Below are 24,345 nucleotides of genomic sequence, written 5' to 3' on the forward strand. Positions count from 1 at the left end.
ACAGGGCAGTGCGGCAAGAAACCCCTTCAAACCCCCTATGAACCCCTACCGCACCCGGGGAGTCCCTTATCCGCTGGGGGCCACACAATGGCCGCGTTTAATTAACCAGAGTGCATGAGAATTCCGGTGGCGACAAGGAACTCGACGAAATAGAGCACTTCTTGTGAGTTCAGAGGTGGAGGGGCGGCCTCTCGGGCCGCCCCTCCACCTCTCGGGGGATCGCCAGTTGGTTCAGTGGGGGTCAGCGTCCGTCGGGCACCCGCTCGACGAACGGCGCCAGCAGCCGCGGTACGGCGGTCTCGGCGAGGGCGATTCCCTGGCTTTCGGTCAGGTCGTGGACCCTGTAGACGCCGTCGCCCGCGGCGGTGGTGGCGCCGAGGGTGAGCAGCCCCTTCCGGCGCTGGAACGCGGACCGGGTGATGGTCCAGCCGATGATGCCGTCGCGCTGGAGGGCGGCGGTGCGGTGGGCGAACGTACCGCAGGAGGCGACCAGATAGCGGCCGCGGATGCCGTGGCCCAGGGTGCGGTACGCGTCGAGCGCGAACCCGATCAGGATCGGCATCACCACCGCACCGGAGAAGATGCCCGTGACGACGAGCCACGAGCCGAGCCACAGGCCGAGGCCGACCTGGACGGCGGTGATCAGGGCCGTCCAGAGGAGGGCGCGGTTGACCCGGCGCCACATGGCGGCCTGCGGATGCCGGGTGAGCCCCGTACGTTCAAGGAGGCCGGGGCCCGCCGGCAGCGTCTCGGCGGCGACCCGCAGGGCCTCGCCGCGCGGGGTGGGCGGGGTGAGGGCGCGGCGCCTGCGGTTGTCCTCGAGGTTGCCCAGGCCGCTGGCGACGGCGTTGAGTTTGGCGCCCTTGGCCCAGCGCAGCGGGATCGGCTCGACCAGTTCGAGGCCGCGCAGCCGCTGTTCCTCGATGCTCACGGAGCGGGTGGCCAGCAGTCCGCGGCGGACCCGGAGGATTCCGCCGTCCTCGCGGCGCAGTTCGTAGCCGTACCAGTTCTCGATGAAGGTGGCGGTGGAGCCCGCCATGCCGAGGGCGGCGAGGACGACGACGGCCACCAGGATTCCGTACCAGAGGGGGACGGAGCCGAAGCGGTGCTCCAGGTCCTTGACGATGCCCCATTCGAGCGGGTCGACCTGCATCTCGTGCAGGGTGCGGTACACGCTGCTGGCGGCGATGAGGACGCCGCCGACGCCCCAGACGGTCAGCGGGCCGTAGCGCAGCCAGGACCAGTCGAGTTCGCAGAGGCGGCCGTCGCTGTCGGCCACCGGGCGGGCCTGGCCCGCGTCGCGCAGCTCGATGATGCGGCGGCGCAGCTCCCGGGCGTCGGCGCGGGTGATGCCGTCGAGGGAGAACCTGCGCCCGGCGCTGTCGCTCTGTTCCCCGGTGTCGAGCCGCAGGGTGGTGAGGCCGAAGAGCCGGTGCACCGGGTTGGCGGTCATGTCGACGCCGCGGATGCGGGCGACGGAGATCGAGCGCCGGCTGCGGAAGACCAGGCCCGAGTGGAGTTCGAAGCGGTCCTCGGTGAGCCGGTAGCGGGTGGTGAACAGCCGCATCAGCCCGATGCCGCTGATGACCAGGAAGGTCACGAACAGCGAGCCGAGGGTGATGATGATTTGGAGGCTGGTCTTGCCGCCGGTGATCGCGAGGCTGGCGAGGAACATGGCCAGCGGTGCGGCGAGGATGGAGAGGTTGACCAGGAGCAGCCGTCCGTTCAGCCGCTCCCAGTCACGGCCGGCCGCGTGGGCGGGCCGCCGCACGGCGGTGTCGGACATCACGTGGCGTCTCCCGGTACGGCCTGGATGGTCCTGGTCAGGTACTCGACCAGATCCCCGGCGACCTTGTGGTCGATGCCCTTGATCTTCACCGCGGCGGCGGAGGAGGCGGTGGTGACGGTGATGCCGGAGAGGCCGAACATCTGCTGCAGCGGGCCGCGCAGGGTGTCCACCGTCTGGACGCGGGACAGCGGCACGACCCGCCACTGCTGCCAGAGCCACCCGGAGGCCGCGTACACGGCCTGGTCGGTGGCCTCCCAGCGGTGCACCCGGTAGCGCCATGCGGGCATGACCGCCACGTAGAGGATCCCGGGGACCAGCGAGATCAGCGTGGCCCACATGAAGAACGTCCGCGTGGGGGGAATGGTCGCCCACAGGATGCCGAAGGTGAGTGGCAGGGGCAGGGCGAAGAGTGACGACTGCAGCGTCCACCAGCCGAGAGCACGGCGGTCGACCCGGTGGCGAGGAGGCCGGAGCCGCACGTTGTCGTTGTGTTCCACTGCTTCACCCCTGTTCCTGCGTCAGACGTCGTCGCGCCTGCCCCGTCCGGGACTGGTGGACCATGAAACCAGGTCTGGTTCAGACCGAGGCACCGCTGGTGACCGGCTCGGCCGACTGGCCGCCGGTGGTGTTGCCGGTGTCCAGCTTGCGCATCTTGAAGAGCAGGACCGCGGTACGGGTCAGCACCATGGCCAGCGACATGAAGACGAACGCGTTGGCGTAGGTGTCCTGGCCGCTGATCTTGTAGTCGATGGAGAACTTGACCAGGTCCATGGTGAACCAGTGCTCGGCGCCGTAGGCGAAGATGACGCGCCCGCTGGAGAGGACGATCCACACCAAGGCGTAGCCGATGCCACCGATGGTGTACAGCTCGCCGGAGGAGGAGTCCTTGAAGGCGGGCAGCAGCACACCGGCGATCAGGCCGCAGATGACGCCGGTGCCGACGCCGAGGAGCTGCAGGGACAGGTCGTTGCCCTTGGTCGGGAACGAGTTGACGAAGATCGCGATGACCACGGCGACCGCGATGACGGAGCGCGCCATGCGCATCGTGGTGATGCGGCGGCGGCCGATGTCGGTCGCGAGGATGATGATCAGAATGGTGCCGCTCGCGATCAGCGCGGACATGAACTGACTCATCTGTGGCATAGGTGACCTTCTTTCAAGCCAGGGGACGAGGTGCTGCGTGGCTTGACACGTGCTGTCCAACCGACATCAACGCTAGAAGCCCGGCGCGCGCCACGGGACGACCGAACGGTGGGTTCCCGCTGTCAACCGTCCGGTGGACACGGTGGACACGCGTGGTAGTACTGAGGCCGTGCGCACTCACTCTCCGGGGGAGGATTCGGCGACCGGCGCGTATTACGGTCCCGAGTCCGGAACCCGCTGGTTCGGCCTGTGGGACGGCTTCTTCGCCGTCTCCTATCTCGTCACCGCGACCCTGCTGCTGCTCTCCGGCGGCTCCCAGCCGCTCGCCGCCGTGGCGATCGGCTCGTTGACGCTGACGGTGCCCTGGTACGCGGCGCTCGGCCGCGCCCTGATGGTCGAGGACACCTACGGGCCGCGGAACCTGGTCTTCGCGATCGGGCTGGTGGCGCTGTTCTCCCTCACCACCGCGTTCAACCTGGTGGGCGCCTTCGCGCTGTTCGCGGTCATCCCGATGCTGATCATGAGCCTGCCGATGGGCTGGGCCGTCGCGATGGCCACGACGGCCAATCTGTGCCCCGTCCTGGTGGTGTGGGTCAGCGGCGAGGCGCTGGGCCTGAGCGTGTGGGGCGTACTGCCCGTCTCGCTGCTGAGCATCGCGCTCTCGGTGCTGCTGGGCCTGTGGATCAAGCGGGTGGTGCGGCAGAGCAAGGAGCGCGGGCTGCTCATCGAGGAACTGCGGCGCAGCCGGGAGCGGGTGGCCCGGCTGTCCCACGAGGCCGGTATCTCCGCCGAACGCGAGCGGCTGGCCCGGGAGATCCACGACACCCTCGCGCAGGGCCTGACCAGCATCATCAGCCTGGTCCAGGCGGCGGAGTCGGAGGTGTACGGCACACCGGACCAGGCGGTGAACCATCTGTCGCTGGCCGGGCGGGTGGCCAAGGAGTCCCTTGCCGAGGCCCGTGACTTCGTGGCGGCTCTCACCCCGCCCGCGCTGCGCGGCGGCTCGCTGGTGCAGGCGGTGCGGCGGCAGGCGGACGGGCTGATCGCCGAGACCGGCCTGGAGGTGCGGTGCTCGGTCATGGGCGAGGAGCAGCCCATGCCTATGGCGGTGAGCGTCGTGCTGCTGCGCTCGGTGCAGGAGGCCATCGCGAACGTCCGCAAGCACGCCAAGCAGGCCCGTACGGTGGACGTGATCGTGGCCTTCGACGAGTCCGGCGTGCGGCTGCTGATCCACGACGACGGCGAGGGCTTCACCCCGGACGGTACGCAGGAAGGGTACGGGCTGCGCGGAATGCAGGCCCGGATGGAGGAGATCGACGGAATGGCGTCCATCACCAGCAGCCCCGGGCGGGGCACCACCGTCGAGGTGAACGTGCCGGCGACGGCGCTGGCCGGGGAGGCGGCGCATGGCTGAGAAAGCGCCGAACGGGCCGATCAGGGTCCTGCTCGCCGACGACCACCCCGTGGTGCGGGAGGGGTTGAGCGCCATGCTGGAGTCCGCCGACGGCATCACCGTCGTCGGGCAGGCCGGTTCCGGTGAGGAGGCGGTGGTCCAGGCGACGGCGCTGCGACCGGACATCATCCTGCTGGATCTGCGCATGGGCGGCATGGACGGCGTCGAGGCCACCACGCAGATCCTGCGGAAGGAGCCCGGCTGCAAGGTCGTCATCGTGACCACGTACGAGGACGACTCCGACATCCTGCGCGCGGTGGAGGCGGGCGCCGCGGGCTATCTGCTGAAGGGCAGTTCACGCCAGGAGCTGATCGGCGCCGTCCAGACCGCGGCGCGCGGCGAGACGGTGCTCACCCCGTCGCTGGCGGGCAAGCTGCTGCGCACCCGGGTGGCCGAGCCGTCCCCGCTGTCCGGCCGTGAGCGCGAGGTGCTGCGGCTGGTCGGCCAGGGGCTGACCAACGCCGAGATCGGCGCGAAGCTGTTCGTGGCCGAGGCCACGGTCAAGACGCATCTGCTGCGTTCGTATCGGAAGCTCGGCGTCTCCGACCGCACGGCCGCGGTGATGACGGCGATGGAGCGCGGGCTCCTGTCCTGACCGCCTGCTGTCCTGACCGTGCCTATACGGTGCCCGTCAGGCTGCTGTCGGAGAGCTTGGCGGGCAGGTCGCGGCGGCGCTTGACGTTCAGCTTGCGGTAGATGCGGGTGAGGTGCTGCTCCACCGTGCTGACGGTGACGAACAGCTTGGAGGCGATCTCCCGGTTGGTGTTGCCGTGCGCGGCCAGCAGCGCGACCCGCACCTCGGCCTCCGTCAGCGCCTCCACATCGCGCTGCGCCTCGGCGTCGCCGCCCGGCTGGGCGGGGGCGGGGCCGAGTTCGCCGGTCTCCGCCTGCCGGGGCATCAGCTCCCGGCACAGCGGCTCGGCGCCGCAGGTCTTGGCCACGTGCCAGGCCTTGCGGACGAAGACCCGGCCCCGGTTGAAGTCGCCCAGCGCGCGGTAGGCGCGGCCGAGTTCACCGAGGGCGATGGCGAGCTGGATGCGGTCGTCGCCGCCCTCCAGGACCTCGACGGCCTCCTTGAGCCGGGGCAGCCGCCGCCTGAGCTGGTCGGTGCGGGCCAGGACGACCAGCAGGGCGCCGCGCTGCCGGGCGTCACCGGCGCCCCGGCGCAGCTGCTCCTCGGCGAGGGAGCGGGCCTGGGCGGGGTCGCCGAGGGCGAGCCACGCCTCGGCGGCGTCCAGCCGCCACGGCGCCAGCAGGGGCGTGTCCATGCGCCAGGACTCGGCGAGTTCCCCACAGGCCGTGAAGTCGCCGAGGGCGGCGTGGTAGCGGCCGGTGGCCAAGTGGCAGCGGCCACGGGCGCGCAGGTAGTACAGCCCGGGGATGGTGCGGAAGAGCCCGTCGGGGAGCGGCTGTTCGAGCAGCGCCATGGCCTCGTCGTGGTGGCCCATCCCGGTCTCGGCCTGGATCAGGGAGGACAGCAGCAGGCCAAGACCCACGCCCCAGCCCGATGCGGGAATCCGCGCCAGGGCGCCGCGCGCCTGGTGCGCGGCCACCTGCAGATCGCCCTGGCGCAGCGCGATGTCGGCCCGTACGGCGGACAGCATCGCCTGCCAGGCGGGGACGCTGCGGGAGGAGCACTCGCCGAGCAGCCGCTCGCACCAGGACAGGGCGAGGTCCAGGCGGTCCACGACGACGAGCGCGTACAGGGCGATGACCAGCGGCTGGAGGGTGTTGTCGCCGAGGTGGTAGCGCTGCAGGACGCGCTCGGCCTCGATGACCGCCTGGTCGGCCCGGCCCTCGGTGAAGGCGGCGGTCAGGGTGGCGGCGGCGTGCGCATGGGCGAGGTCGGCCACGTCGTGGGGCGAGCCGGTGGTCTTCGTGGTGCCCGCGCCGAGGGTGGGGAGGCGGTCGCGCAGCGGCGGGCTGAGCATCGTCAGCCACTGGACGGAGGCCGAGAGGGCGGCGCACATCGCGGGGTCGCCGCCGTCGCCGGCGCCGGGGCCCGCCGTGCGGCTCAGCACGGTGACGGCGTCGGCGGCCGCGTCCAGCCGCCCCGACCAGGCGAGGTACGAGGTGATGGGGGCGATGTCGCGCGGGGCGAGCCAGCCCTTCTCGGCCTCCTCGGTGAGCGACGGCAGATACCCTTCCGCGACGGCCGGGCCGACCCGCCAGGCGACGCTGACGAGCCGCGCCTTGAGGGCGGTGCGCGTGGGTCCCGGCTCGCACGCGTGGTGGGCGTGTTCGAGGCAGCGGAGCGCGACGTCGAGTTCCTTCTGCACCAGCGCGTATTCGGCGGCCTCGCGCAGCACCGGCACGGTCCAGGGCTCGCCGTCCTGGCGGGCGCGGACCAGATGGCGGGCGACGTCGAGCGCGGAGGCGCCGTCGGCGTGCAGCAGCCGGGCGGCCCGGGTGTGCAGGTCGTGGCGGACGGCGGCGGGGGCCGCGTCGAGCACGGCGGTACGGGCCACCTCGTCGCGGAACCGGCCGTGCTCCAGGACGGCGCACTCGTGGAGGTCCTGGACGCCCTGTTCGACGGTGCCGACGCTCAGGTCGAGCAGGCCGCTCAGCAGCCGGGGGGACCGGGCGTCGCCGAGGACGGCGACACCGCGGGCGATCGTCGCCACATCGGGCTCGCCGCGATACAGACAGTCGATGACGGCCTGGGCGAACGCCTCGCCGGGCGTGGGGCGTTGCAGCGCCTCGCCGTGGTCGCCACCGGCCCGCCAGTCGTCCAGCAGGGCGCGCAGCAGCAGCGGGTTGCCGCCGGAGAGGCGGTGGCATTCGGGGGCGAGCCGGGCGGCGACGGTGGCGGACAGGGTGTTCGACAGCGCCTCGGCGACGCCCGCCTCGGTGAGCATGTGCAGTCGCATGCGCACGCAGTTGGGCTGGCGGAGCAGTTCGGCGTGGAAGGTGAGCTGCCGCTGGCGCAGCCGGGGGGATTCGGTGAGGACGATGAGCACCCTCGCCTGGCGGACCCGGCGGGCGAGGTGGAGCAGGAATTGCAGGGAATGGTCGTCGCCGCAGTGCACATCGTCGACGGCGATCACGAGGGTGCGTTCGTCGACCAGCCGCAGCAGCACCGAGGAAATCTGGGACATCACGTGCATGCGTGCCGCGGCGGTACTCTCCGGCCCGATGCCGGAAAGGAGGGTGACCGCCTCGGAGCGGACTTCCGGGGGCATGGCGGCGTTATCGAAGATCTTTCGGAGAATGCCGAAGGGCAGGTCGCGTTCGGCCCGCGAACCGGTCACTTCGAGGAGCAACGCACCGCTCTCGATTGCGTGTTCGGCAAAGCTGTCCAGCAGCCGGGTCTTACCGCTGGCCACCGCGCCGCTGACGAGCGCCAGCCGGCCTCTGCCCTGCGTCGCGCCGTGCAGCATTTCACGCAGGACGGAGAGGCGGCTCTCCCATTCGAAAAGGTTTGCGGGCACAGAATTCATCCCCCGATGACGCATCACCTCACGCCCTCGGCCGATGGCGCCGAGGGCATGGAAGGTGACGTTTGGCGTTTCGTTCCGTTTCGATCGTGCTGACGAATCGTCCCCCGGACGAGGACCGGGTCAGGACCTCGATACCGAAAGCGCCTCGGACACCAGACTCGTAATCTCCGCTTGATGGTTGGCCAAGAAGAAGTGACCGCCGGGGAACACCCGGATGTCGAACGCGCCGGTGGTGTGCGCCCGCCACGCCTCCGCCTCCTCCAGGCTGGTCCTGGGGTCGCTGTCGCCGGTCAGCACCGTGATCGGCGCGCGGACGGCGGCGCCCGGCTCGGAGCGGTAGGTCTCGATCGCCTTGTAGTCACCGCGAATCGCGGGCATCACCATGCGCAGGATCTCCTCGTCTCCGAGGACCCGCGCGTCGGTGCCGCTCAGCACCTTCATTTCGCGCACGATGCCGTCGTCGTCACGGCGGTGCACATTCTCGTCCCGGTAACGGGACGGCGCCCGGCGGCCCGACGCGAAGAGGGCGACCGGGGAGAACTCCGGGTCCGCCGCCTCCAGTCGGCGCGTCACCTCGAACGCGAGCACGGCGCCCATGCTGTGGCCGAAGAAGGCGATCGGCAGATCGATCCAGGGCTTCAACTCCGCGGCGATGGCGTCCGCGTACTCGCCGATGTTTTCGATCCGCGGGTCAAGACGCCGGTCCTGACGCCCCGGATACTGCAGCGAGAGGACGTCGATGTCCGGCGAAAGCGCCTGGGACACCGGGAAGAAGAACGACGCCGAACCCCCGGCGTGCGGCAGACAGACCAGCCGCACACGGCTGTCGGGTGCCGGATGGAACCGTCGTATCCAGACGCTGTCTTCTCGCTGAGCACCCATGTACGTGAAAAGTCTTTCCCTCATCAGGTTCGCCGTCGCGAACAGCCGCTCAACACACCCGCACGCTTCGGAAGACGAGTCGGAACAGGCTGCCCCTAAATGTTCTAACACGACAATTGATGTAGGGGGCACCCCTAATGCGCGGAGTCACCCCCACGAGTGGGGTTTTGGAGCGCGTGCTGCTGCCGCGCGCCCCCCGCGAGCGCCTGCGCCAGGTCGTCCAGAGCCTCCACCAACAGGTCGGCGCTGCGCACCGCCACCCCCTGCCGCTCCCCGGCGCGCTCCTGCCAGTGCTCCAGCGACTCCTGTACGGCGGTCCAGTCCAGCGGCCGCCGCTCCCGTATCGCCTCCACGGCCTTCGGGACCGCCGTCCGCAGCGCCGCCGCGAACTCCTCGGCCTCCTTCGACGGGGCCGCGTCACGGTCCGGCAGATGCGCCTCCAGCAGCATGGTGACCCGGCCCGTGGTGGACAGCGCGGTCTGCGCCGCCTGCGCCGCCCGGCGGCCGAGACCGCGGTGGCGCACCGGTTCCCGGCGGGCCCGGGCCTCCAGCTGCTCGTAGTCGGTCCGCGCGGCCCGCGCGTCCAGCAGCGCCTCCCGCACCTGACGGGGGCGGCGCTCGGCGGGGCGGGCGTGGGCGTCGAAGACAGCGATGGCGTACTGGCCGTTCCTGTCCAGCCAGTCGGCCAGCCGATCGCGCAGCAACGGGGTCTCCCAGGCGGGGAAGAGCACGTACGCGGCCATCGCCACCAGCCCGCCCAGCAGCGTCAGCGCCACCCGCGCCTGGACGGTCTGGCCGACCGCCGCGCCCGCGATGCCGAGCAGGAAGACGACGTAGGCGCTCACACACGCGGAGGCCACGATGAAGCCGGTGCGCAGCAGCAGATACATGAAGGCCGCGCACACCACGGCCAGCGCCGCGCTGACGTACGGACCGGGATGGGCCAGCGACACCACCACCCCGCCGATCAGCACCCCGGCCAGGGTGCCGCAGAACCGGGCGACGCCGCGCGAGAAGGTCTGGCCGAAGTCCGGGCGCAGCACCATCACCGAGGTCAGCGGCGCCCAGTAGCCGTGGCCGAACGGCAGCACGGCGCCCAGCAGATAGCCGCAGACCGCCACCACGCTCAGGCGCACCGCGTGCCGCAGGATCCGCGAGTCCCAGCGGGCCTCGCGGCGCAGGGCGCGCAGCGCCACCGGCACCAGGCCGGGGACGGTGGGGCGGGGCAGATGACGGCGGTCCTTGGTGCCCTCGGCGGTCACCGCCTCCACCCGCTCGTCCGAGGACTCCACGACATCGTTCACCAGGGCCATCAGCCGCAGCGCGGCGCGGCGGGCCGCCCCGTTGAGCATCGGGCCGCTCTCCGGCACCTCCAGCACCGCCATCGCCCCGGGCGGCAGCCGGACCGGCTTGCTGCGGCGGATGGCGTGGGCCACCGCGTCCAGCACGGTGGCGGTGGCGGCCAGCAGCTCACGCACCCGGTCGCGCTCGGGCCCCAGCATCGGGGCGCCGACCACCGGGTCGGCCATCGAGGCGAGCACCGGCCGGATCCGCTCGGCCAGCAGCCGGTAGCCGCGCAGCTGGCGCGGGCGCCGCTTCGCCGCGCGCGCCGTGACGGCGGCGGCGCTGCGGGCGTCCATCAGCGGCTGCGGGTCGAACGGTGCCTGCGGGTCGTGGCGCAGCCGCCGGGCGTAGTCGGCGACGGCGGCGAGCGCGTCCGCGAGGGCGTCGCGCTGCACACCCCAGGGCCGCACCGGGAAGAGCACGATCAGCACGGCCTGGACGACCCCGCCGAGGCCGATCAGCGCGGCGTGCTCCAGGGCGCCGAGCACCGAGGTGGGGAGCGTGACGGTGACCAGCATCACGGCGACCATCTGGGTCGAGACCAGTCCGGAGACCGGGCCGACCGCCCACGACATGCCGGTCAGCAGCGTCCACACGGCGAGCATCACGACGAAGGTGGCGGTGTGGGCGGCGGCCAGATAGCCGAGGAAGGTGGAGACCGCGAGCAGGGACGCCGCGGCCAGCGCCAGCTCGGGGCGGGGCCGCCAGCTCTTCTGGAAGGTGGCGATTCCGGCGGAGAACGCGCCGAACGCCGACGACACCGCGAGGGTGGGCGAGCCGAACCAGAGGGTCAGTCCGATGACGATGGCCACCCCGCAGGCCCCGCGGGCGGCGACCAGCGGCTCCAGCCGGATGCGCTCGATCGTCAAACCCGTCTGGGCCGTCTGCTTCAGCGCGTGTGACCAGCTCATACGGCGAGACTACGACCTTGATCTGCAAGCGAGGAACCGGCCGTCTTTGGCCGATTCCTCGCTTACCCGCCCTTTCGGCCCTCGTCAGCCCTCAGGTGTTGCGCAGTCCACGTTCAGCAGCTCGATCGGCCGGGACGCGTCGAGGTCGACGTACGCGGTGAAGGAGCTGGGCGAGCCCTGGCCCCAGTACGTGGTGATCGTCGCCCAGCCGACCCGTGCGGACTGGGCCGTGGTCACCTCGCCGACCTCGATGTCCCGCGGCTCGTTCTGGGCGCACAGCAGCAGGTCGTAGTCGGGGGTCTGGGCGATCCGCTCCTTGAGGTAGTCGGAGACCAGGTGCTCGCGCTCCCAGGGGCGGGGCCCGTGGTTGCCGTAGAAGCCCTCCAGGAAGTGGTGGATCTCCTCGGCGGTGAAGCGGCCGTTCGGATCGGTCTTCACACCGTGGGACGCGGCGGCCGCGGGCGAGCCCGCGGCCAGCACGAGCCCGAGGCCGAGCGCGGCCGCGCAGCTACCGGCGACCGCCGCGGAGCGACGAAGGGTACGAAGCATAGGAGATCCCCCTGAATGTGGTCGTGTGCCCATGGTTCGGGCGAACACTCAAGAAGACCTACAAGAGTGGTGGATGGTTGCACTGTGGCGAGGAGAATCCGGCATGGCGAATCCCCCGCCGGTCCGGGACCGGCGGGGGAAGCGACCGTCAGGCGATCAGTGGTTCTTGGGGAACCCCAGGTTGATGCCGACCTCTTCCGACGGCTCCGGCCAGCGGGTGGTGACGACCTTGCCGCGGGTGTAGAACTGCACGCCGTCGTTGCCGTAGATGTGCTGGTCACCGAAGAGCGAGTCCTTCCAGCCGCCGAAGGAGTGGTAGCCCACCGGCACCGGGATCGGCACGTTGACGCCGACCATGCCCGCCTCCACCTCCAGCTGGAAGCGGCGGGCGGCGCCGCCGTCGCGGGTGAAGATCGCGGTGCCGTTGCCCCACTTCGAGGAGTTGATCAGCTCGATGGCCTCGTCGTACGTCTCGGCGCGGACCACGCACAGCACCGGGCCGAAGATCTCGTCGCGGTAGGCGTCGGCGGTGGTGGGGACCTTGTCCAGCAGCGAGACGCCGATGAAGAAGCCGTTCTCGTGGCCATCGACCGTGTAGCCGGTGCCGTCCACGACGACCTCGGCGCCCTGGGCGGCGGCCCCGTGGACGTAACCGGCGACCTTGTCCCGGTGCTCCTTGGTGATCAGCGGGCCCATCTCGGAGGACGGGTCGTTGCCTGGGCCGATCCGGAGCCTGGCCGCGCGGTCGGCGATCTTCTTCACCAGGTCGTCGCCGATGTCGCCGACGGCGACGACGACGGAGACCGCCATGCAGCGCTCACCGGCCGACCCGTAGGCCGCGTTGATCGCGTTGTCCGCGGCGAAGTCCAGGTCGGCGTCGGGCAGCACCAGCATGTGGTTCTTGGCGCCGCCGAGCGCCTGCACCCGCTTGCCGTGCTCGACGGCCTTGGACTGGATGTACTTGGCGATCGGGGTGGAGCCGACGAAGCTGACCGCGGCGACGTCCGGGTGCTCCAGCAGCCGGTCCACGGCCACCTTGTCGCCGTTGACGACGTTGAGCACACCGTCCGGCAGCCCTGCCTCGGCCGCCAGCTCGACCAGCCGGTGGGAGGCCGACGGGTCCTTCTCGCTGGGCTTGAGGACGAAGGTGTTGCCGCAGGCGACGGCCACCGGGAACATCCACATCGGCACCATGGCCGGGAAGTTGAACGGCGTGATGCCCGCGACGACGCCCAGCGGCTGGCGGATCGAGGAGACGTCGACCCCGGTGGAGACCTGGGTGGACAGCTCGCCCTTGAGCTTCTCGGCGATGCCGCAGGCCAGCTCGACGATCTCCAGCCCGCGGGCCACCTCGCCGAGCGCGTCCGAGTGCACCTTCCCGTGCTCGGCGGTGATCAGCTCGGCGATCTCGTCGCGGTGGGCGTCCAGCAGCTCGCGGTACTTGTAGAGGATCGCGGTGCGCTTGGACAGCGAAATGGTGCCCCAGGACCGGAACGCCTCCTTCGCGGCGGCGACGGCCGCGTCGACCTCCTCGACCGAGGCGAGGGCGACCCGGGTGTCCTGGGCGCCGGTGGCGGGGTTGAACACCGGGCCGTGATTGCCGGACGTGCCCTCGACGGACTTCCCGCCGATCCAGTGGTTGACGGTCTTCATGGGTGCGAAGCCTTTCTCTCGAAAAACGTCAGAGGTGGCGGCGGCGGCCGGCGGCGTGCCGGTCGTATTCCTCGCGGGCCTTCACGGCGGCCGGGCGGGTCGCGGTCTCGGCTACGGGCACATCCCACCACGCCTGTGCGTCGGGTGCGCCCGACACTGTGTCGCCCGTTTCGGTCTCCACATAGACACATGTGGGACGGTCCGAGGCGCGGGCCGCCGCAAGGGCCTCCCGCAGCTCGGCCACGGTCTCGGCGCGCAGCACGTCCATGCCGAGCGAGGCGGCATTGGCGGCCAGGTCCACGGGGAGCGGATCGCCGGTGTACGTGCCGTCGGCGGAGCGGAAGCGGTAGGCGGTGCCGAACCGCTCGGCGCCGGTCGTCTCCGACAGGCCGCCGATCGAGGCGTAGCCGTGGTTCTGGAGGAGGACGACGTTGATGTTGATGCCCTCCTGGACCGCGGTGACGATCTCGGTCGGCATCATCAGGTACGTACCGTCCCCGACCAGCGCCCATACCGGGGTGTCGGGGGCCGCGAGCCGTACGCCGATGGCGCCCGGGATCTCGTAGCCCATGCAGGAGTAGCCGTACTCCAGGTGGTACTGGCGGGGCGAGCGGGCCCGCCACAGCTTGTGCAGGTCGCCGGGGAGCGAGCCCGCCGCGTTGATCACCACGTCGTCGTCGCCGACCACCGTGTCCAGCGCGCCCAGCACCTGGGTCTGGGAGGGGCGTACGGAGGCGTCCTCGGCGGCGTACGCGGCGTCCACCCGGCGCTCCCACCGGACCTTGGCCGTCCGGTACTCGGCCTCGTACGTCTCGTCGACCCGGTGACCGGCCAGCTCGGTGGTCAGCGCCTCGAGACCGGCGCGGGCGTCGGCGACCAGCGTGGTGGCGCTCAGCTTGTGGGCGTCGAAGCCGGTGATGTTGAGGTTGAGGAACCGGACGTCCGGGTTGGCGAAGAGGGTCGCGGAGGCGGTGGTGAAGTCGCTGTAGCGGGTGCCGACCCCGATGATCAGGTCGGCGGTGCGGGCCACGTCGTCGGCGACGGCGGTGCCGGTGTGCCCGATGCCGCCGATGTCGGCGGGGTGGTCGTAGCGCAGCGAGCCCTTGCCCGCCTGGGTGGAGGCGACCGGGATGCCGGTGGCGTCGGCGAACGCCCGCAGGGCGCCCTCGGCCTCGCTGTGGTGGACGCCGCCGCCCGCGACGACCAGCGGCCGCCGGGCCGCGCGGATCGCCCGCGCGGCGGCCTCGGTCTCGGCCGCCTCCGGGACGGGGCGGCGCACCCGCCACACCCGGTCGGCGAAGAACTCCTCCGGCCAGTCGAACGCCTCCGCCTGCACGTCCTGCGGCATGGCCAGGGTGACCGCGCCGGTCTCGGCCGGGTCGCTGAGCACCCGCATCGCGGCGAGCGCGGCCGGGATCAGCGCCTCGGGACGTACGACGCGGTCGAAGTAGCGGGAGACCGGGCGCAGCGCGTCGTTGACGGACACATCGCCCGCGTACGCCACCTCCAGCTGCTGGAGCACGGGGTCTGCGGGCCGGGTGGTGAAGATGTCGCCGGGCAGCAGCAGCACCGGCAGCCGGTTGACGGTGGCCAGCGCGGCGCCGGTGACCAGGTTGGTGGCGCCGGGGCCGATGGAGGTGGTGACGGCCTGGGCGGCGAGCCGGTTGGACTGCCGGGCGTAGCCGACCGCGGCGTGCACCATCGCCTGCTCGTTACGGCCCTGCAGGTAGGGCATGGTGTCCTGCCCGGCCTCCAGCAGCGCCTGGCCGATCCCGGCCACATTGCCGTGGCCGAAGATGCCCCAGGTGGCGTTGATCAGGCGGTGCCGCTGCCCGTCCCGCTCGGTGTACTGGTGCGCCAGGAACTCCACCAGGGCCTGGGCGACGGTGAGGCGGCGGGTGGTCATCGGGCGTCTCCTGCGGGAGCTTCAGGGGCTTCGTACAGCGGAAGGCGGGGGTCGACGGGCTGGTCGGGCCAGGTGGAGCGGATCCAGCCGTGGTCGGGGTGGTCGCAGATCAGCCAGGCGCGCTCCTCCCCGGGGCCCGCCATGACGTTGAGGTAGTACATGTCGTGGCCGGGCGCGGCGATGGACGGCCCGTGCCAGCCGTCCGGGATGAGGACCGCGTCGCCGGAGCGGACCTCGGCCAGCACATCGGTGCCGCGGCCGTGGCCGGAGGGCGAGACCCGCTGATAGCCGACGCCCTCGTTGCCGTGGGCCTCGGCGATCTCGAAGTAGTAGATCTCCTCCAGCTCGCTCTCCTCGCCGGGGCGGCACTCGTCGTGCTTGTGCGGCGGGTACGAGGACCAGTTGCCGCCGGGGGTGAGCACCTCGACGGCGATGAGCTTGTCGCACTCGAAGACCCCGGCGGCGCCGAAGTTGTTGACCTGGCGCGAGCAGTTGCCGGTGCCGCGCAGCTCGACGGGGACGGCGGAGGCGGGCCCGTAGCGGGCGGGCAGCCGGCGCTCGCAGCGGGCGCCGGTGAGCGCGAAGCGGCCCCCGGCGCCGCTGGCGATCGTGGCGTGCGCGTCGCGCGGGACGTACGCGAAGTCGCTCACCCCGCTGAACACGCTCTCCCGGCCGTGCAGTTCGAAGGTCTCGCCCTCGGTGATCACCGTGCAGCCGCCGCTGAGCGGCAGCACGATCCACTCGCTGCCGCCGGTGACCAGCTGGTGCGAGCCGCCGGGCGGCAGGTCGAGCACGCGCAGGCTGGAGTAGCCCCAGCCGGCCCGCCCGGGATCGATGTCCAGGACGTACGGACCGTCGGCACCCTTACCGGCCTGCACATGGAAGCCGAGGGACGATTCGTTGGTGGTCATGGCGTCAGTGTTTCCTCCGGTTCCGGGGCCGATTCACAGCGGGCCGACTTTCCCAGCGGGCCGGCTTCACAGCAGGCCGACGGCGGTGTCCACGGCGGTCTCCACGCTGCCCTCCGCCGGGTAGAGCAGCGAGCGGCCGACGACCAGGCCCTGGACGGTGGGCAGCCGCAGCGCCTTGCGCCACTTCTCGTACGCCCCCTCCTGGTCCTTCCCCACCTCACCGCCGAGCAGCACCGCCGGCAGGGTGCTCGTCTCCATGACGGCGGCCATCTCGTCCGGGTCCTCGGTGACCGGCACCTTCAGCCACGTGTACGCGGAGGTCCCGGCGAGCCCGGAGGCGATCGCGATGGACTTGGTGACGGCCTCGGCGCTCAGATCGTTGGAGACCCTGCCGTCTATCCGGCGGGAGATGAACGGCTCGACGAACACCGGCAGCCGCCGCTCGGCCATGTCGTCGATGGCGCGGGCCGTGGTGAGCATGGTGTTGAGCGACCCGGCGTCGTCGTAGTCGACCCGCAGCAGCAGCTTCCCGGCGTCGAAGCCGAGCCGGGCGATGTCCTGCGGGCGGTGGCCGGTGAAGCGGTCGTCCAGCTCGAACGAGGCACCGGCCAGCCCGCCGCGGTTCATCGAGCCCATGACGACCTTGCCGTCGAGGGCCCCGAGCAGCAGCAGGTCCTCCAGGATGTCGGCGGTGGCCAGCACCCCGTCGACGCCCGGGCGGGACAGCGCCACGCACAGCCGCTCCAGCAGATCGGCCCGGTTGGCCATGGCCAGCTTGTGCCCGCCGACGGCGAGGGCGCCGCGCGCCGGGTGGTCGGCGGCCACGATCATCAGTCGGCCGCTGTCGCCGATGAGCGGGCGGCGGACCCGGCGGGCGGCAGCCTCGGCGATGGCCTCGGGATGCCGGCTCCGTACCGTCACGAGGTCGGAGATGCTGATGCTCAAAGCAGGGGTCCTCTCTTCATGTGAGGCTCGGTGGCGACGCGGGCGCCCGCGTCACTCGTGGCTGAGCAGGGCCTCGACCTCGGCCTGGGTGGGCATCGCGGAGGAGCAGGCGAGGCGGGACGCGACGATCGCGCCCGCGGCGTTGGCGTACCGCATGATCCGCTCCGGGTCCCAGCCCGCCAGCAGCCCGTGGCACAGGGCGCCGCCGAACGCGTCGCCCGCGCCGAGTCCGTTGACGACGTCGACCGGGACGGGCGGGACCTCGGTGGCGGTGCCGTCGCGGTGCACGGCGAGGACCCCCTTGGGGCCCTGTTTGACGACGGCCAGCTCCACGCCCGCGTCCAGCAGGGCCTGGGCGCATGCCTTCGGTTCCCGTACACCCGTGGCGATCTCGCACTCGTCCACGTTGCCGACGGCGACGGTGGCGTGGCGCAGGGCCTCGGCGTAGAAGGGGCGCGCCGTCTCGGGGTCCTTCCAGAACATGGGGCGCCAGTCGAGGTCGAAGACGGTGATGCCGCTCTTGGCGCGGTGGGCGAGGGCGGTGAGGGTGCTGCCGCGGCTGGGCTCCTCACTGAGGCCGGTGCCGGTCATCCAGAAGATCCGGGCGGCGCGGACCGCGTCGAGGTCCAGCTCGTCGGGGTAAATCTCCAGGTCGGGGGCCTTGGGGCGGCGGTAGAAGTAGAGCGGGAAGTCGTCGGGCGGGAAGATCTCGCAGAAGGTGATCGGGGTCGGGTAGTCCTCGACCGGCGTGACGAAGCGGTCGTCCACGCCGAACCCCTGGAGCTCCTGGTGGATGTACTCGCCGAACGGGTCCGCGCCGGTACGGCTGATCACCGCGGAGCGGTGGCCGAAGCGGGCGGCGGCCACCGCGACGTTGGTCGCCGAGCCGCCCAGGAACTTTCCGAATGACTCGACCTGCGGCAGCGGCACTCCGGTCTGGAGCGGGTAGAGGTCCACTCCGATGCGGCCCATCGTGATCAGGTCGTACGGCTCACTCATGCGTGCCCCTTCGGCAAAGTACGCAGCTCAGGGTTGTCGTGGACGAACACCGGGTCCCGCCCGGCCCCTTCAGGTCTAGACGTGCTCACGGCCCCCTGTCAAGGATTTGTCATTACATTCGGACGTAACCACGAGAGCCACCGCGGGGCGCGTTATCGCCTCGTTACGTCCAGATGAAATGTTGTCATGACAAACCCTTGACAGGCAGTGGGCGCGAGGAGTTGGCTCCCCCTCATGCAACGGCCGTGTTAACACCGGACCTGGCTTGAGAGGTGCTGGAAGAGATGGACCTCAGATTCGACCGCCGACGCCACAGAGCGCGACTCGCCACCATCGCCGCCGTAACGGTTCTCCTCGCAACGGGCTGCAGTAGCCAAGGGGGGAAGAAGGCCCAGGACGCCGCGGACGACATCTCCGCAGGCAAGGCCAACACCCCCCGGATGAAGATCGCGATGATCACCCATGCCGCCCCCGGGGACACCTTCTGGGACACGGTCCGCAAGGGCGCCAAGGCGGCCGCGGCCAAGGACAACGTCGATCTGGTCTACTCCAGCAATCCCAACGGCGGCGACCAGGCCAACCTCATCCGGAACGCGATCAACCAGAAGGTTGACGGCATCGCCGTCACCCTCGCCAAGCCCGCCGCGATGAAGGGCGCGATCGCCAAGGCCGAGAAGGCCGGGATCCCCGTCGTCGGCTTCAACTCCGGCCTGGAGGACTGGAAGTCCCAGGGGCTGCTCGAATACTTCGGCCAGGACGAGAACCTCGCCGGACAGGCCTTCGGCAAGCGCCTCAACCAGCTGGGCGCCAAGCACAACATCTGCGTCATCCAGGAGCAGGGCCATGTCGCCCTGGAGGCCCGCTGCGCGGGCGTGAAGAAGACCTTCAAGGGCAAGACGGAGACCCTCTACGTCAACGGCACCGACATGCCGTCGGTCAAGTCCACGATCTCCGCCAAGCTCAAGCAGGATTCGAGCATCGACTACGTGGTCACGCTCGGCGCGCCGTTCGCACTGACCGCCGTGCAGTCCGCCAAGGAGGCGGGCGGCAAGGCCAAGGTCGCCACCTTCGACCTCAACAAGGACCTCATCGCCGCCGTCAAGAGCGGGGACGTGCAGCTCGCGGTGGACCAGCAGCCCTATCTCCAGGGCTATCTGTCCGTCGACTCCCTGTGGCTCTACAAGAACAACGGCAACTTCAGCGGCGGCGGCGAGAAGCCAGTGCTGACCGGCCCCGCGTTCGTCACCAAGGACAACGTGGAGAAGATCGCCAAGTTCGCCGCGAAGGGCACACGGTGATCCGGCCATGACCCAAGCCGCCCCGCCCACCGCCGCCATGCCACCGGCCACCCCGGCGGCGAGCCCCAAGAGCCGCACCACCGAACGCTCGCTGGCCCGCCGGGCCCTCGCCCGGCCGGAGATCGGCGCACTGGTCGCCGCCGTCGGCGTCTACGTCTTCTTCTTCGCCGTCGCCCCGACCTTCCGCCAGGCGGACTCGTTCGCCACCGTGCTCTACCAGGGCTCGACCCTGGGCATCATGGCGCTCGCCGTCTCCCTGCTGATGATCGGCGGCGAGTTCGACCTGTCGGCCGGTGTCGCCGTCACCTCCTCGGCGCTGACCGCGAGCCTGCTCAGCTTCCAGCTCACCGCCAACGTCTGGGTCGGCGTCGGGGTCGCCCTGGTCCTTTCGCTCTCGGTGGGCCTGATCAACGGCCTGCTGCTGATCAAGACCGGGCTGCCCAGCTTCCTGGTCTCGCTCGCCAGCTTCCTGATGCTCCAGGGCCTGAACCTGGCCATCACCAAGCTGCTGACCGACAACGTCGCCACCAACACCATCAACGACATGGACGGCTTCGACTCGGCCAAAGCGGTCTTCGCCTCCGACGTCCCGGTCCTCGGCGTCGATGTGAACATCACCGTGTTCTACTGGCTGGGCTTCGCCGCCCTCGCCACCTGGGTCCTGCTGCGCACCAAGTTCGGCAACTGGATCTTCGCGGCCGGCGGCTCCAAGGAGAGCGCCCGGGCGGTCGGCGTACCGGTGAACCTCACCAAGATCGCGCTCTTCATGACGGTGGGCCTCGCCGCCTGGTTCGTCGGCATGCACCTGCTCTTCGAGTACAACACCGTGCAGGCCGGTGAGGGCGTCGGCAACGAGTTCTACTACATCATCGCCGCGGTGATCGGCGGCTGTCTGCTCACCGGCGGCTACGGCTCCGCGATCGGCGCGCTCCTCGGCGCGTTCATCTTCGGCATGGTCAACCAGGGCATCGTCTACGCCAACTGGAACCCGGACTGGTTCAAGTTCTTCGTCGGCGTGATGCTGCTGCTCGCGACGCTGGTGAATCTGTGGGTGCGCCGTCAGGCCGCCAGGAGGTGATGGGAATGTCCGCCAACGACCTCACGAAGCCCACCCCCGCCGCCGAGGACGGGATGGAGCCGGTCGTCCAGCTCAAGGGCGTCGGCAAGCTCTACGGCAACATCCGGGCCCTGGAGGGCATCGACCTCGACGTCCGGCCGGGCCGGGTGACCTGCGTACTCGGCGACAACGGCGCCGGGAAGTCCACCCTCATCAAGATCATCTCCGGGCTGCACCAGCATGACGAGGGCGAGTACATCGTCGACGGCAAGCCGGTGCGGCTGCACAACCCGCGCGAGGCCCTGGACCTCGGCATCGCCACCGTCTACCAGGACCTGGCCACGGTGCCGCTGATGCCGGTGTGGCGGAACTTCTTCCTCGGCTCCGAGCTGACCCGCGGCCCCTGGCCCATCCGCCGGCTCGACATCGAGCGGATGAAGGAGACCACCCATGCGGAGCTGTCCGCCATGGGCATCCACCTGGACAACCTCGAACAGCCCATCGGCACCCTCTCCGGAGGCCAGCGGCAGTCCGTGGCCATCGCGCGGGCGGTGTACTTCGGCGCCAGGGTGCTGATCCTGGACGAGCCCACCGCGGCGCTGGGCGTCAAGCAGTCCGGCGTCGTCCTGAAGTACATCGCGGCGGCCCGTGAGCGAGGGCTGGGCGTCATCTTCATCACCCACAACCCGCACCATGCGTACATGGTCGGCGACCACTTCTCGGTGCTGAGACTCGGCGCCCTGGAGCTGAACGCCACCCGGGACGACGTCAGCCTGGAGGAACTGACCAACCACATGGCCGGCGGCACGGAGCTGGCCGCTCTCAAGCACGAGCTGGCACAGGTGCGCGGGGTCGATGTGGAGGAGCTTCCCGAGGCCGTCGAGACCCCCTCGCCCTGACCATCCACCGGACATTCCTCCTGACATTACGTCCGAATGTCCTGACGAACTCTTGACGGCCACCGGCCCGGCCCGTAAAGCTGCCCAAACCAGCATGAAACGCGGGCCCCGGACACCACCCAGAGCAAGCGACCCGCACTGCCCCCTTCCCCGGTCCCCAGGGCCGGCGAGAGGAGACCCTCTTCCATGACTGCCGCCGCCTCCCCCGTACCCGCCCTGGACCGCATCCGGGTCGGCTCGGCCCCCGACTCATGGGGGGTGTGGTTCCCCGATGACTCGCAGCAGGTCCCCTGGCAGCGCTTCCTCGACGAGGTCGCGGAGGCCGGCTACGAGTGGATCGAGCTGGGCCCGTACGGCTATCTGCCGACCGACCCCGCCCGGCTCACCGAGGAGATCACCCGCCGGAACCTCACGGTCTCGGCGGGCACGATCTTCACCTCCCTGCATCGCGGCCCCGAGGTCTGGGACGCCACCTGGGAGCACGTCTCCCAGGTGGCGGAGCTGACCCGGGCCATGAACGCGAAGCACCTCGTGGTCATCCCCTCCTTCTGGCGCGACGACAAGACCGCCGAGATCATCGAGCCGCCCGAGCTGACCGCCGAGCAGTGGCGCCACCTGTCCACCGGCATGGAGCGCCTGGGCCGTGAGGTGCGCGAGCGCTTCGGGCTCGACATCGTCGTCCACCCGCACGCCGACACCCACATCGACGGCGAGGAGAACGTGGCCCGATTCCTCGACGCCACCGACTCCGACCTGGTCAACCTCTGCCTGGACACCGGCCACTACGCCTACTGCGGCGGGGACAGCGTCAAGCTCATCGAGACCTACGGCGAGCGCATCGGCTACCTCCACCTCAAGCAGGTCGACCCGGAGATCCTGGCCGACGTGGTCAAGAACGGGGTGCCGTTCGGCCCGGCCGTCAAGCGCGGCGTGATGTGCGAACCGCCCAAGGGCGTCCCGGAGCTGGAACCGGTCCTGGCGGCCGCCCAGAAGCTGGACGTGGACCTGTTCGCCATCGTCGAGCAGGACATGTACCCCTGCCCGCCCGACCAGCCCTTCCCGATCGCCGAGCGCACCCGCCGCTTCCTGCGCTCCTGCGGCGCCTGACCTCCCGCCTCCTCCGATCCCCTTTCGATCCGCCGGACGAGCAGAAAGAGAAAAGAGACACCTATGAGCCAGCAGGGCACGCTCGGGATCGCCGTCATCGGGACCGGCAAGATGGGCGCCGACCACGTCCGCCGCATCAACGACGTGATCAGCGGCGCCCGGGTGGCGGCCGTGGTCGACATCGACGAGGCGCGCGCCAAGGCCGTCGCCGACCTGTCCGAGGGCTGCCAGGCGTTCACCGACCCGGCCGCCGCCATGGCCGCGCCGGGCGTGGACGCGGTACTGATCGCCTCGCCCGGCCCCGCGCACGAGGCCGCGCTGCTCAGCGCGTTCGAGCACGATCTGCCGGTGCTGTGCGAGAAGCCGCTGACCCCGGACTCGGAGTCCGCGCTGCGGGTGCTGGAGGCCGAGCAGCGGCTCGGCCACCGCCGCGTCCAGGTCGGCTTCATGCGCCGCTACGACACCGAGTTCATGAAGCTCAAGTCGCTGCTCGCCTCCGGTGAGCTGGGCCGCCCGCTGCTGATGCACTGCCGCCACCGCAACGCCTCGGTGCACTCGTACTTCACCACCGAGATGCTGATCAACGACTCCGTGGTGCACGAGATGGACCAGTCGCGCTGGCTGCTGGAGCAGGAGATCGCCAACGTCACCGTGCTCAAGCCGACCCCCAACTCGCACGCCCCCGAGGGGCTTGCCGACCCCCAGCTGGTGATCTTCGAGACCACCGGCGGCGCGATCGTCAACGTCGAGATCTTCGCGAGCTGCGGCTTCGGCTACCAGGTCCAGGCCGAGGCGGTCTGCGAGCGCGGCACCGCCCGCGTCGGCGACGCCCACGGCATGCTCGTCAACCGCCCCGGCACCTGGGGCGGCGAGATCGCCCCCGACTTCGTGGCCCGCTTCGAGGAGGCGTACGACCGCGAGGTGCAGGCCTGGGTCAACGCCACCAAGCGCGGCGAGGTCGAGGGCCCGAGCGCCTGGGACGGCTACGCCGCGGCCGCCGTGTGCGAGGCGGGGGTGCGTGCGCAGACCACCGGTGAGCGCACGCCCGTCGACATGATCGTGCGCCCCGCCTTCTACGCCTGACGGCTACGGGCGGGCGGGCCGGCCGGCCGCCGCCACGGCCGGCCCGCCCTGCCTTCCGTACACCCTCACGTTCTGCCTGTTCGAAAGGTTTCCTCCCCCTCATGAAGATCGCACTCGACCCGCACATGCTGCGCAAGGGGCCTCTGCTCGAACTCCCGGCCCTCGTGGCCGAGCTGGGCTTCGAGTACATCGAGCTGTCGCCCCGGGACGACTTCATCCCCTTCTTCAAGCACCCGCGGGTGGACGACGGCACGGTGCGCCAGTTCCGCAAGGCACTGGACGCCGCCGGGGTGAAGATCTCCTCCGTACTGCCGCTGTTCCGCTGGTCCGGCCCGGACGAGGACGAGCGCCAGGCCGCCGTCCGCTACTGGAAGCGGGCCATCCAGATCACCGCCGATCTGGGCGTGGACAGCATGATCTCGGAGTTCAACGGCCGCCCCGAGGACCCCAGCCGCAGCGAGGGCCAGTTCTGGCGGTCGATCGAGGAGCTGCTGCCGGTCTTCGAGCGCGAGTCCATCAAGCTGACGCTGGAGCCGCACCCCGATGACTTCATCGAGGAGGGGTACGAGGCGATCAACATGATCCGGGGCATCAACCACCCCCTGGTCTCCTACCTCTACTGCGCCCCGCACACCTTCCACCACGGCAACGACGCCCCCGGCCTGATCAAGCACGCGGGCGGTCTGCTCACCCATGTGCATCTGGCCGACACCTTCGATCACACCGCGTCCTCGGGGCTGCGCTACATCATCAACCCGCCCGGTTCGACGGCCCGTATCCACCAGCACCTGGACATCGGGCAGGGCGAGGTCGACTTCGACGCGCTGTTCGGCGCGCTGCGCGACAACGACTTCGACGGCACGCTGACCTCCTGCGTCTTCGCCTGGGAGGACCGGGCCCGCGAATCGTCCCTCTTCATGCGCAAGAAGATCGACGAGTACCTCTCCACCTGGAAGTAACACCGGACGTCACGACA

At 70.6% G+C, this 24,345-nt stretch carries 20 protein-coding genes; 8 read left to right on the plus strand and 12 right to left on the minus strand.

The window, feature by feature from the left end; genetic code table 11:
- Positions 1–241: 241 nt before the first annotated feature.
- The 3 genes from ACFZCY_RS28595 to ACFZCY_RS28605 form a co-directional block, all read right to left on the minus strand.
- Entirely contained in the window at positions 242–1,786 is a 1,545-nt protein-coding gene (locus ACFZCY_RS28595) for a PH domain-containing protein (RefSeq protein WP_391179340.1), read from the minus strand.
- Positions 1,786–2,286, minus strand: a complete 501-nt coding sequence (locus ACFZCY_RS28600; protein WP_391179343.1) for a PH domain-containing protein — start codon at positions 2,284–2,286, stop codon at positions 1,786–1,788. Before ACFZCY_RS28600 ends, ACFZCY_RS28595 begins: the two co-directional genes overlap by 1 nt.
- A 79-nt stretch (positions 2,287–2,365) precedes the next feature.
- Positions 2,366–2,932 carry a hypothetical protein gene (locus ACFZCY_RS28605; RefSeq protein ID WP_391179345.1) on the minus strand — a complete coding sequence of 189 codons (567 nt, stop codon included), beginning with the start codon at positions 2,930–2,932 and terminating at the stop codon, positions 2,366–2,368.
- A 169-nt stretch (positions 2,933–3,101) separates the two neighbouring features.
- Between ACFZCY_RS28605 and ACFZCY_RS28610 the strand changes: the two genes are divergently transcribed.
- Together ACFZCY_RS28610 and ACFZCY_RS28615 are read left to right on the plus strand one after the other, a co-directional pair.
- Positions 3,102–4,346, plus strand: coding sequence for a histidine kinase (locus tag ACFZCY_RS28610; protein WP_391179348.1), 1,245 nt, complete (start codon positions 3,102–3,104; stop codon positions 4,344–4,346).
- Complete coding sequence (locus ACFZCY_RS28615) at positions 4,339–4,980, plus strand: response regulator (RefSeq protein WP_391179351.1); 642 nt, start codon at positions 4,339–4,341, stop codon at positions 4,978–4,980. Before ACFZCY_RS28610 ends, ACFZCY_RS28615 begins: the two co-directional genes overlap by 8 nt.
- 22 nt (positions 4,981–5,002) lie before the next feature.
- On the opposite strand, the gene ACFZCY_RS28620 is transcribed toward ACFZCY_RS28615, so the two are convergent.
- The 9 genes from ACFZCY_RS28620 to iolC all read right to left on the minus strand — a co-directional run bounded on the left by ACFZCY_RS28620 (position 5,003) and on the right by iolC (position 17,925).
- Positions 5,003–7,825, minus strand: a complete 2,823-nt coding sequence (locus ACFZCY_RS28620; RefSeq protein ID WP_391179354.1) for an AAA family ATPase — start codon at positions 7,823–7,825, stop codon at positions 5,003–5,005.
- Positions 7,826–7,945: 120 nt separating this feature from the next.
- Entirely contained in the window at positions 7,946–8,707 is a 762-nt protein-coding gene (locus ACFZCY_RS28625; protein WP_391179357.1) for an alpha/beta fold hydrolase, read from the minus strand.
- A 134-nt stretch (positions 8,708–8,841) separates the two neighbouring features.
- Positions 8,842–10,962, minus strand: a complete 2,121-nt coding sequence (locus ACFZCY_RS28630; protein ID WP_391179359.1) for an FUSC family protein — start codon at positions 10,960–10,962, stop codon at positions 8,842–8,844.
- An 84-nt stretch (positions 10,963–11,046) separates the two neighbouring features.
- On the minus strand, positions 11,047–11,511 hold the full coding sequence (locus ACFZCY_RS28635) for a hypothetical protein (protein ID WP_391179362.1): 465 nt from the start codon (positions 11,509–11,511) through the stop codon (positions 11,047–11,049).
- A 156-nt stretch (positions 11,512–11,667) separates the two neighbouring features.
- Entirely contained in the window at positions 11,668–13,164 is a 1,497-nt protein-coding gene (locus tag ACFZCY_RS28640; protein ID WP_391179365.1) for a CoA-acylating methylmalonate-semialdehyde dehydrogenase, read from the minus strand.
- A gap of 28 nt (positions 13,165–13,192) precedes the next feature.
- Positions 13,193–15,070, minus strand: a complete 1,878-nt coding sequence (gene iolD, locus ACFZCY_RS28645; RefSeq protein ID WP_391179367.1) for a 3D-(3,5/4)-trihydroxycyclohexane-1,2-dione acylhydrolase (decyclizing) — start codon at positions 15,068–15,070, stop codon at positions 13,193–13,195.
- Entirely contained in the window at positions 15,067–15,981 is a 915-nt protein-coding gene (iolB, locus tag ACFZCY_RS28650; RefSeq protein WP_391179369.1) for a 5-deoxy-glucuronate isomerase, read from the minus strand. The genes iolD and iolB overlap by 4 nt, the downstream gene beginning before the upstream one ends.
- 66 nt (positions 15,982–16,047) lie before the next feature.
- Positions 16,048–16,926, minus strand: a complete 879-nt coding sequence (locus ACFZCY_RS28655; protein ID WP_391179371.1) for a deoxyribose-phosphate aldolase — start codon at positions 16,924–16,926, stop codon at positions 16,048–16,050.
- 51 nt (positions 16,927–16,977) lie between these two features.
- Complete coding sequence (gene iolC, locus ACFZCY_RS28660; RefSeq protein ID WP_391179373.1) at positions 16,978–17,925, minus strand: 5-dehydro-2-deoxygluconokinase; 948 nt, start codon at positions 17,923–17,925, stop codon at positions 16,978–16,980.
- Positions 17,926–18,209: 284 nt separating this feature from the next.
- Here iolC and ACFZCY_RS28665 point away from each other — a divergent pair, with 284 nt between their 5' ends.
- From ACFZCY_RS28665 to ACFZCY_RS28690, 6 genes are all read left to right on the plus strand, one after another.
- Complete coding sequence (locus tag ACFZCY_RS28665) at positions 18,210–19,223, plus strand: substrate-binding domain-containing protein (protein WP_391179376.1); 1,014 nt, start codon at positions 18,210–18,212, stop codon at positions 19,221–19,223.
- 7 nt (positions 19,224–19,230) lie between these two features.
- Positions 19,231–20,301: an ABC transporter permease gene (locus ACFZCY_RS28670; RefSeq protein ID WP_391179378.1), complete on the plus strand. Its 1,071-nt coding sequence runs from the start codon at positions 19,231–19,233 to the stop codon at positions 20,299–20,301.
- A gap of 5 nt (positions 20,302–20,306) precedes the next feature.
- On the plus strand, positions 20,307–21,179 hold the full coding sequence (locus ACFZCY_RS28675) for an ATP-binding cassette domain-containing protein (RefSeq protein ID WP_391179381.1): 873 nt from the start codon (positions 20,307–20,309) through the stop codon (positions 21,177–21,179).
- Between the two features lie 186 nt (positions 21,180–21,365).
- The gene (locus ACFZCY_RS28680) at positions 21,366–22,286 is read left to right on the plus strand and encodes a sugar phosphate isomerase/epimerase (RefSeq protein ID WP_009717803.1); all 921 of its coding nucleotides are present in this window, start codon (positions 21,366–21,368) and stop codon (positions 22,284–22,286) included.
- Between the two features lie 63 nt (positions 22,287–22,349).
- Complete coding sequence (locus ACFZCY_RS28685) at positions 22,350–23,369, plus strand: Gfo/Idh/MocA family oxidoreductase (RefSeq protein ID WP_361474918.1); 1,020 nt, start codon at positions 22,350–22,352, stop codon at positions 23,367–23,369.
- A 101-nt stretch (positions 23,370–23,470) separates the two neighbouring features.
- Positions 23,471–24,328 carry a TIM barrel protein gene (locus ACFZCY_RS28690; RefSeq protein ID WP_391179386.1) on the plus strand — a complete coding sequence of 286 codons (858 nt, stop codon included), beginning with the start codon at positions 23,471–23,473 and terminating at the stop codon, positions 24,326–24,328.
- Positions 24,329–24,345: the final 17 nt, after the last annotated feature.

This window comes from Streptomyces sp. NPDC007983 (assembly GCF_042958345.1).
Lineage (GTDB): Bacteria > Actinomycetota > Actinomycetes > Streptomycetales > Streptomycetaceae > Streptomyces.

What these genes read in the sequence shown, in the direction of transcription:
- ACFZCY_RS28595 (WP_391179340.1), bottom strand. Translation starts at nt 1,786, where the DNA reads ATGTCCGACACCGCCGTGCGGCGGCCCGCCCACGCGGCCGGCCGTGAC.
- ACFZCY_RS28605 (WP_391179345.1), bottom strand. Translation starts at nt 2,932, where the DNA reads ATGCCACAGATGAGTCAGTTCATGTCCGCGCTGATCGCGAGCGGCACC.
- ACFZCY_RS28615 (WP_391179351.1), top strand. Translation starts at nt 4,339, where the DNA reads ATGGCTGAGAAAGCGCCGAACGGGCCGATCAGGGTCCTGCTCGCCGAC.
- ACFZCY_RS28620 (WP_391179354.1), bottom strand. Translation starts at nt 7,825, where the DNA reads ATGAATTCTGTGCCCGCAAACCTTTTCGAATGGGAGAGCCGCCTCTCC.
- ACFZCY_RS28625 (WP_391179357.1), bottom strand. Translation starts at nt 8,707, where the DNA reads ATGGGTGCTCAGCGAGAAGACAGCGTCTGGATACGACGGTTCCATCCG.
- ACFZCY_RS28630 (WP_391179359.1), bottom strand. Translation starts at nt 10,962, where the DNA reads ATGAGCTGGTCACACGCGCTGAAGCAGACGGCCCAGACGGGTTTGACG.
- ACFZCY_RS28635 (WP_391179362.1), bottom strand. Translation starts at nt 11,511, where the DNA reads ATGCTTCGTACCCTTCGTCGCTCCGCGGCGGTCGCCGGTAGCTGCGCG.
- ACFZCY_RS28640 (WP_391179365.1), bottom strand. Translation starts at nt 13,164, where the DNA reads ATGAAGACCGTCAACCACTGGATCGGCGGGAAGTCCGTCGAGGGCACG.
- iolD (WP_391179367.1), bottom strand. Translation starts at nt 15,070, where the DNA reads ATGACCACCCGCCGCCTCACCGTCGCCCAGGCCCTGGTGGAGTTCCTG.
- iolB (WP_391179369.1), bottom strand. Translation starts at nt 15,981, where the DNA reads ATGACCACCAACGAATCGTCCCTCGGCTTCCATGTGCAGGCCGGTAAG.
- iolC (WP_391179373.1), bottom strand. Translation starts at nt 17,925, where the DNA reads ATGAGTGAGCCGTACGACCTGATCACGATGGGCCGCATCGGAGTGGAC.
- ACFZCY_RS28665 (WP_391179376.1), top strand. Translation starts at nt 18,210, where the DNA reads ATGGACCTCAGATTCGACCGCCGACGCCACAGAGCGCGACTCGCCACC.
- ACFZCY_RS28670 (WP_391179378.1), top strand. Translation starts at nt 19,231, where the DNA reads ATGACCCAAGCCGCCCCGCCCACCGCCGCCATGCCACCGGCCACCCCG.
- ACFZCY_RS28675 (WP_391179381.1), top strand. Translation starts at nt 20,307, where the DNA reads ATGTCCGCCAACGACCTCACGAAGCCCACCCCCGCCGCCGAGGACGGG.
- ACFZCY_RS28680 (WP_009717803.1), top strand. Translation starts at nt 21,366, where the DNA reads ATGACTGCCGCCGCCTCCCCCGTACCCGCCCTGGACCGCATCCGGGTC.
- ACFZCY_RS28685 (WP_361474918.1), top strand. Translation starts at nt 22,350, where the DNA reads ATGAGCCAGCAGGGCACGCTCGGGATCGCCGTCATCGGGACCGGCAAG.
- ACFZCY_RS28690 (WP_391179386.1), top strand. Translation starts at nt 23,471, where the DNA reads ATGAAGATCGCACTCGACCCGCACATGCTGCGCAAGGGGCCTCTGCTC.